Source organism: Tessaracoccus yangjingae (assembly GCF_055326235.1).
On record NZ_JBUZNN010000014.1, the window covers coordinates 1 to 5,191 of the forward strand.

Annotated in this window: 5 protein-coding genes; all 5 read right to left on the reverse strand. The window is 71.2% G+C overall.

Going from position 1 to position 5,191, the window contains the following annotated elements; genetic code table 11:
• Window positions 1-99: 99 nt before the first annotated feature.
• The gene (locus tag ACZK5D_RS15265) at window positions 100-1,497 is read right to left on the reverse strand and encodes a uridine kinase family protein (RefSeq protein ID WP_463665406.1); all 1,398 of its coding nucleotides are present in this window, start codon (window positions 1,495-1,497) and stop codon (window positions 100-102) included.
• A 421-nt stretch (window positions 1,498-1,918) separates the two neighbouring features.
• A complete protein-coding gene (gene panB / locus ACZK5D_RS15270; protein WP_463665895.1) occupies window positions 1,919-2,815 on the reverse strand; it encodes a 3-methyl-2-oxobutanoate hydroxymethyltransferase in 897 nt (298 codons plus the stop codon).
• A gap of 7 nt (window positions 2,816-2,822) precedes the next feature.
• Window positions 2,823-3,215, reverse strand: coding sequence for an aspartate 1-decarboxylase (gene panD / locus ACZK5D_RS15275; protein ID WP_463665896.1), 393 nt, complete (start codon window positions 3,213-3,215; stop codon window positions 2,823-2,825).
• Window positions 3,215-4,069 carry a pantoate--beta-alanine ligase gene (gene panC / locus ACZK5D_RS15280; RefSeq protein ID WP_463665897.1) on the reverse strand — a complete coding sequence of 285 codons (855 nt, stop codon included), beginning with the start codon at window positions 4,067-4,069 and terminating at the stop codon, window positions 3,215-3,217. Before panC ends, panD begins: the two co-directional genes overlap by 1 nt.
• Entirely contained in the window at window positions 4,066-4,803 is a 738-nt protein-coding gene (locus ACZK5D_RS15285; RefSeq protein WP_463665898.1) for a DUF2520 domain-containing protein, read from the reverse strand. Before ACZK5D_RS15285 ends, panC begins: the two co-directional genes overlap by 4 nt.
• Between the last annotated feature and the right edge of the window lie 388 nt (window positions 4,804-5,191).

Below are 5,191 nucleotides of genomic sequence, written 5' to 3' on the forward strand. Positions count from 1 at the left end.
CTGGTTGAGCCGGGCCGCAAGGAGCGAAGCGACGCGCGCCCGCGTCGAAACCGACGCGAGTTCGCCAGCGACTTGGTGGGCGGGGTCCTCGAACCGGGGTCAGCCGGCGGGATGGGCGTAGACGCTGCCGCCGATGAACTCCCGCAGGATCGAGTTGAACGGCACCCGCTCGGAGCCGATCGGCTCGAAGAAGGTCAACAGGTTGAGCAGCCGGTCCCGGGTGTCCATGCTCGGGCTGCCGTCGGGGATGGTCCTCAGGGCCGCCTCGGCGAAGGGGCGCAGCGCGTTCAGCTCGTAGAGCATGCTCGAGTTGAACATCACGTCGGCGTCCTCCTGGAACAGGAAGACATGGGCGTACTCGCCGCGGCGCACGCTGTCCCACTGGCCGATCGTCACCTCGGGGGAGATGCCCCGGTCACGATGGTCCCGCACGATGCGCCGCAGCAACCGCACCTCCGTCGTCGGCACCCGGTTCATCAGATCGATGTTGAGGCCGCCCAGCGCGCTGACGTACACCTTGAACACCGCGTTGCGCTTGATCCGCTCCATCAGCCGCGGGTTGAGGGCGTGGATGCCCTCGATCAGCAGGATCTCGGCGGGCCCCACCTGCACCCGGGTGGTGGTCGCGAGGCGGGTGCCGGTGACGAAGTCGAACGTCGGCGCCGCGATGGGCCGCCCGTCCACGAGTTCCGCCAGGTGGTGGGTGAGGAGGGGGAGGTCGAGCGCGTCGGGGCTCTCGAAGTCGTAGCGGCCGTCCTCGTCGACCGGGGTGAACGCCCGGTCCAGGAAGTAGTTGTCCAGCGACAGCGCCACTGGCTTGAGTCCGTTGACCTCGAGCTGGGTGGCGAGGCGCTGTGTCGTGGTGGTCTTCCCCGACGACGACGGGCCCGAGATGGCCAACACCCGCAGTGCCCTGCGCTCGGCGAGGATGACGTCGGCGATGTCGGAGAGACGCTTCTCGTGCAGCGCCTCCGCGATGTTGATGAGCTTCGTCGACCGTCCCGAGACGATGAAGGCGTTGACGTCGGCCACCACCTCGACGTCGATGCGGTCCAGCCACTCCTGGCTCTCGGCGTAGGCGGCGGACAGCCGCGTCGGCGGGATCAGCGGAGCGCCGTCGCCCTTGTCCACGTCGCCGAAGTCGACGATGAAGCCGTGCGCGAAGGGGATGACCTCGAACGGCTCCACCTGCGCCGGATCCATGATCACGGGGTAGACCACGCGGGCGACGAGGTCGCCGACCTGGTAGACGTGGTAGCCGCCGTCGCGGCCCAGGGACGTGATGCTGCTCGCCGGATCCGTGGCCCACTCCTTGAGCCGGGTGTCGATGAGCCGAACTTCCCGCGTCGAGAGGGCCGAGCCGACGAGGTTGCAGTAGACGCCCTCCAGGATGGAGTAGGAGGTCTTGAGCCGCTCGTCGGGGAACAGGTCGTGGATCACCTTGATCAGGCCCACCTTGACCGTCTGTCGTCCCTGGCGCAGATGTGTCTCGCGCATGGTGTCTCCCGTCGCTACCTCCGACGGTACTCGCGCGAGGGTGCGTCGCGGGGGCTTCGGTCGAGTCCTCGGACGATGTGCGGGAGGCTTCGACACCGCTGCGGGCGCTGCGCGCCGCGTCGGGCTCTTCGGACGTCCTCGGAGGCGAGCGCCCTATTTCGCTGGCGAGGTGTGAGGAGCGCTAGCGACGAGCCTCGAAGCCTCGGACGAGTGACGTTGTCAGCTTGCGTTTCTTAGGCTTCGAGGCCGCTTCGCGGCACCTCAGCCAGCGGGAAGGGGCGCTTCGCGGCACCTGAGCCGGTGGGAAGGGGCGCTTCGCGGCACCTGAGCCGGTGGGAAGGGGCGCTTCGCGGCACCTGAGCCGGTGGGAAGGGGCGCTTCGCGGCACCTGAGCCAGCGGGAAGGGGCGCTCCGCGGCACCTCAGCCAGCGGGGGAGGGGAGGGTGGCGCGGAAGGCGGCCAGCTCGTCGGCGTTGATGCCGTAGCAGTGCTCGGGCCCGGGATAGGAGCCGTCGCGGACCTCGGCGGCGTAGCGGCGCAAACCCTCCACCACCCGGCCGTGCACGTCCGCGAAGCGCTTGACGAAGCGCGCCGAACCGCCCGACGACATGCCCAGCAGGTCATGGAACACCAGCACCTGCCCATCGGTCGACGGACCGGCGCCGATCCCGATCACCACCGCGTCCATCGTCGGCATGATCGCCTCCGCCAGGGCCGCGGGGATGGCCTCGAACACCATCGAGAAGCACCCCGCCTCCTGCAGGGCGAGGGCCTCGTCGGCCACCCGTCGCGCCCCGGACGCGGTGCGGCCCTGGGCCTTGAATCCGCCCAGCTCGGCGGCGGTCTGCGGGGTGAGGCCCACATGACCCATGACGGGGATGCCTGCCGCGACAATGGCGCGCACCCGCGACACCGACGCCTCGCCGCCCCCCTCCAGCTTCACCGCGTCGCAGCCCGCCTCGTCGACGAAGCGCCGCGCCGTGGCGACCGCCTGCTCGTCGCTGTCCTCGTAGGAGCCGAAGGGCAGGTCTCCCACCAGCATCGGCGCGCCCAGCCCGCGCCGCACCGCCGCGGTCAGCATCAGCATCTCGTCCACCGACACCTCGTTGGTGCTGGGGTAGCCGAGCACCGTCATGGCGCCCGAGTCCCCCACGAGCACCACGTCCACCCCGGCCTCCTCCGCCGCGAGGGCGCCCGGGTAGTCGTACGCGGTCACCATGACGATGGCCTCCCCGGCCCGCTTCATCTCAGCTAGGACCGACGGCGTGACGCGGGCATCGGCTGCGGGGGCGCCTCCGTGCCGGGGCCTGGCGGACATCCAGGGCTCAGCGGGCGCCGGTGAGCAGGGTGGCCACCTCTGCGTCTACGTCCACGATGGCGTTGCTGCCGGCCTCCACGTGCACGACGACGGGCTCGTAGGTGACGAGCTCGGCGCGGTCGTACTGGGCGTAGGAGATGACGATGATGGTGTCGCCGCGATGCACGAGGCGCGCGGCGGCGCCGTTGACCTTCATCTGACCGGAGCCGCGCTCGCCAGCGATGGTGTAGGTCTCGAAGCGGGCGCCGTTGTCGACGTTCACCACGGCGACCTGCTCGTGTTCGAGGATGTCGGCGGCCTCGAGGAGGTCCGGGTCCACCGTGATGGAGCCGACGTAGTGCAGGTCCGCGTCCGTCACGGTGGCGCGGTGGATCTTGGACTTCAACATGGTGCGGTACATCAGCGGGCCTCCTGGCTGGCGTTCACGGGCGGGATGGGGAGGTTGTCGATGAGCCGGACGGCGCCCACGTGGGCGGCGACGACGGCGAGCGAGGGACGGGTCAGGTCCTCGGCGGGAGTGAAGGTGTGGGGGTCCACGACGGCGAGGTACTCGGGCTCGACGCCTCGGCTTCGCATGGCGCCCATGCCGACGCGCTCGGCGGCCCGGGCGTCCGCGCCGTCGGCGACAGCGGCAGCTGCGGCCTCCAGCCCGGCCTTCAGAGCCAGCGCGCGGGGCCGGTCCTCGGGGCCGAGGCGGATGTTGCGGCTGGACATCGCCAGGCCGTCGGGCTCGCGGACGGTGGCGCAGACCTCGATGTCCACGGGCAGCCCCAGGTCCGCCACGAGGCGCCGGACCACGGCCACCTGCTGCGCGTCCTTCTGGCCGAAGAAGGCCACATGCGGCGCCACCGCGATGAGGAGCTTGGCCACCACGGTGGCCACCCCGTCGAAGTGCGAGGCGCCGCGGTGCGCGCCCTCCAGCGGCTCGCTGACGCCCCGCACGCTGACGGTGGTGGCGTAGCCCGCCGGGTACATCTCCTCGACGGCGGGGACGAACAGCAGGTCCGCGCCGGCCCCCTCGGCGAGGTGGGCGTCGCGGGCCTCGTCGCGAGGGTAGGCCGCGAGGTCTGCCGTGTCGTTGAACTGCGTGGGGTTGACGAAGACCGAGGCCACCACCGTGTCGCAGGCGCCTCTGGCGGCGGAGATCAGCGTCAGGTGCCCCTCGTGGAGGGCGCCCATGGTGGGCACCAGACCAACCCGCCCGGCGTCGGCCAGCGCCTCGCGCAGCTCTGCGACACTCCGTACGATCCTCATGCGCGTGCCCTCTCAGCGAGCCGCCCCGTGGCGGCGACCATGGCGTCGAACAGGTCCAGATCCGCCGGGCTGAGCCGCTCGACGGCGGCGCGCTGCCTGGCGACGGTGTGGTGGTCGCCGCGTGCCACGGGCCCCGTCAGCACGGGTGCCGCGCCGTGGGCCGCCCAGTTGTCGACGGTGGCGCGGACCATCGGCACCAGGCGCTCGCGAGGTACGCCCGCCGAGGCGGCGAGGCGCTCCGCGAGGTCCTCGAGCGTGAGGAGGAAGTTGGACGCCACGGACGCCGCGGCGTGGTAGGCCGGGCGGGCATCGTCGTCCACCTCGACGGGGGACATCCCCAGCGACCTGGCAAGGGCTCCGGCCGCCACGAGCGCCCGCGTGCTGGTGCCGGCGACCGCGGCCGTCGCGCCTTCGAACGAGGTGGGGCCGCCCGCGGGGACAGTCATGAGTGGGTGCAGGCCGAAGGCCTCATGCGGTGCGAGGGGAGCAAGGGTGGTGGCCCCTGAGCAGTGGCCGATCAGGAGGCCGGGACGTGGGCTGATCGCGGCGGCGGCGACGCCGATCTGGGAGTCCGGCACGCACAGCAGCACCACATCGCAGTCCCGAGGGTCCGCGCCCCTGCCGAGCGGGCCGAGGAGGTCCCACCCGGCCCCTTGGAGCGCCTCGCTCAGGGCCGTGCCCAGACGGCCGCCACCCACGACGGCGACGCGCGGGCGCGTCGGGGCATCGTGCATCGGGGCTCCTCGGGCAGGTGGCGGTATGGGTGCAGCAACTGTAGACGAGGTTGCCGGAAAGCCCGCTGCCGTGCCCGGGTGCTGGGCCCCGAAACCGGGCATAAGTACGACGGAGTGTAGTACATGGTTGGACTGCATTTTGGCTCACCAAGAAACATCATCGGAGCGCTTGAGTGCCGCTCCGGCCTTGACACGCCGCCCGGGGGCGGGCCGTCGCCCAGTCATCATGCCTAGTCAGCGAGATTCGACGAAGGGTGAAGAGGCCGGCCCGGGGTCCACGGCGGTCATTCAGAAGTCCTGCCGAAAGTGAGCCTTGTGGACCCCAACGGGCCAGGCCTAGCGTCCGAAGCGTTCGTCCTCGCCCGATTCGCCCAGCCAAGGGGGTGCC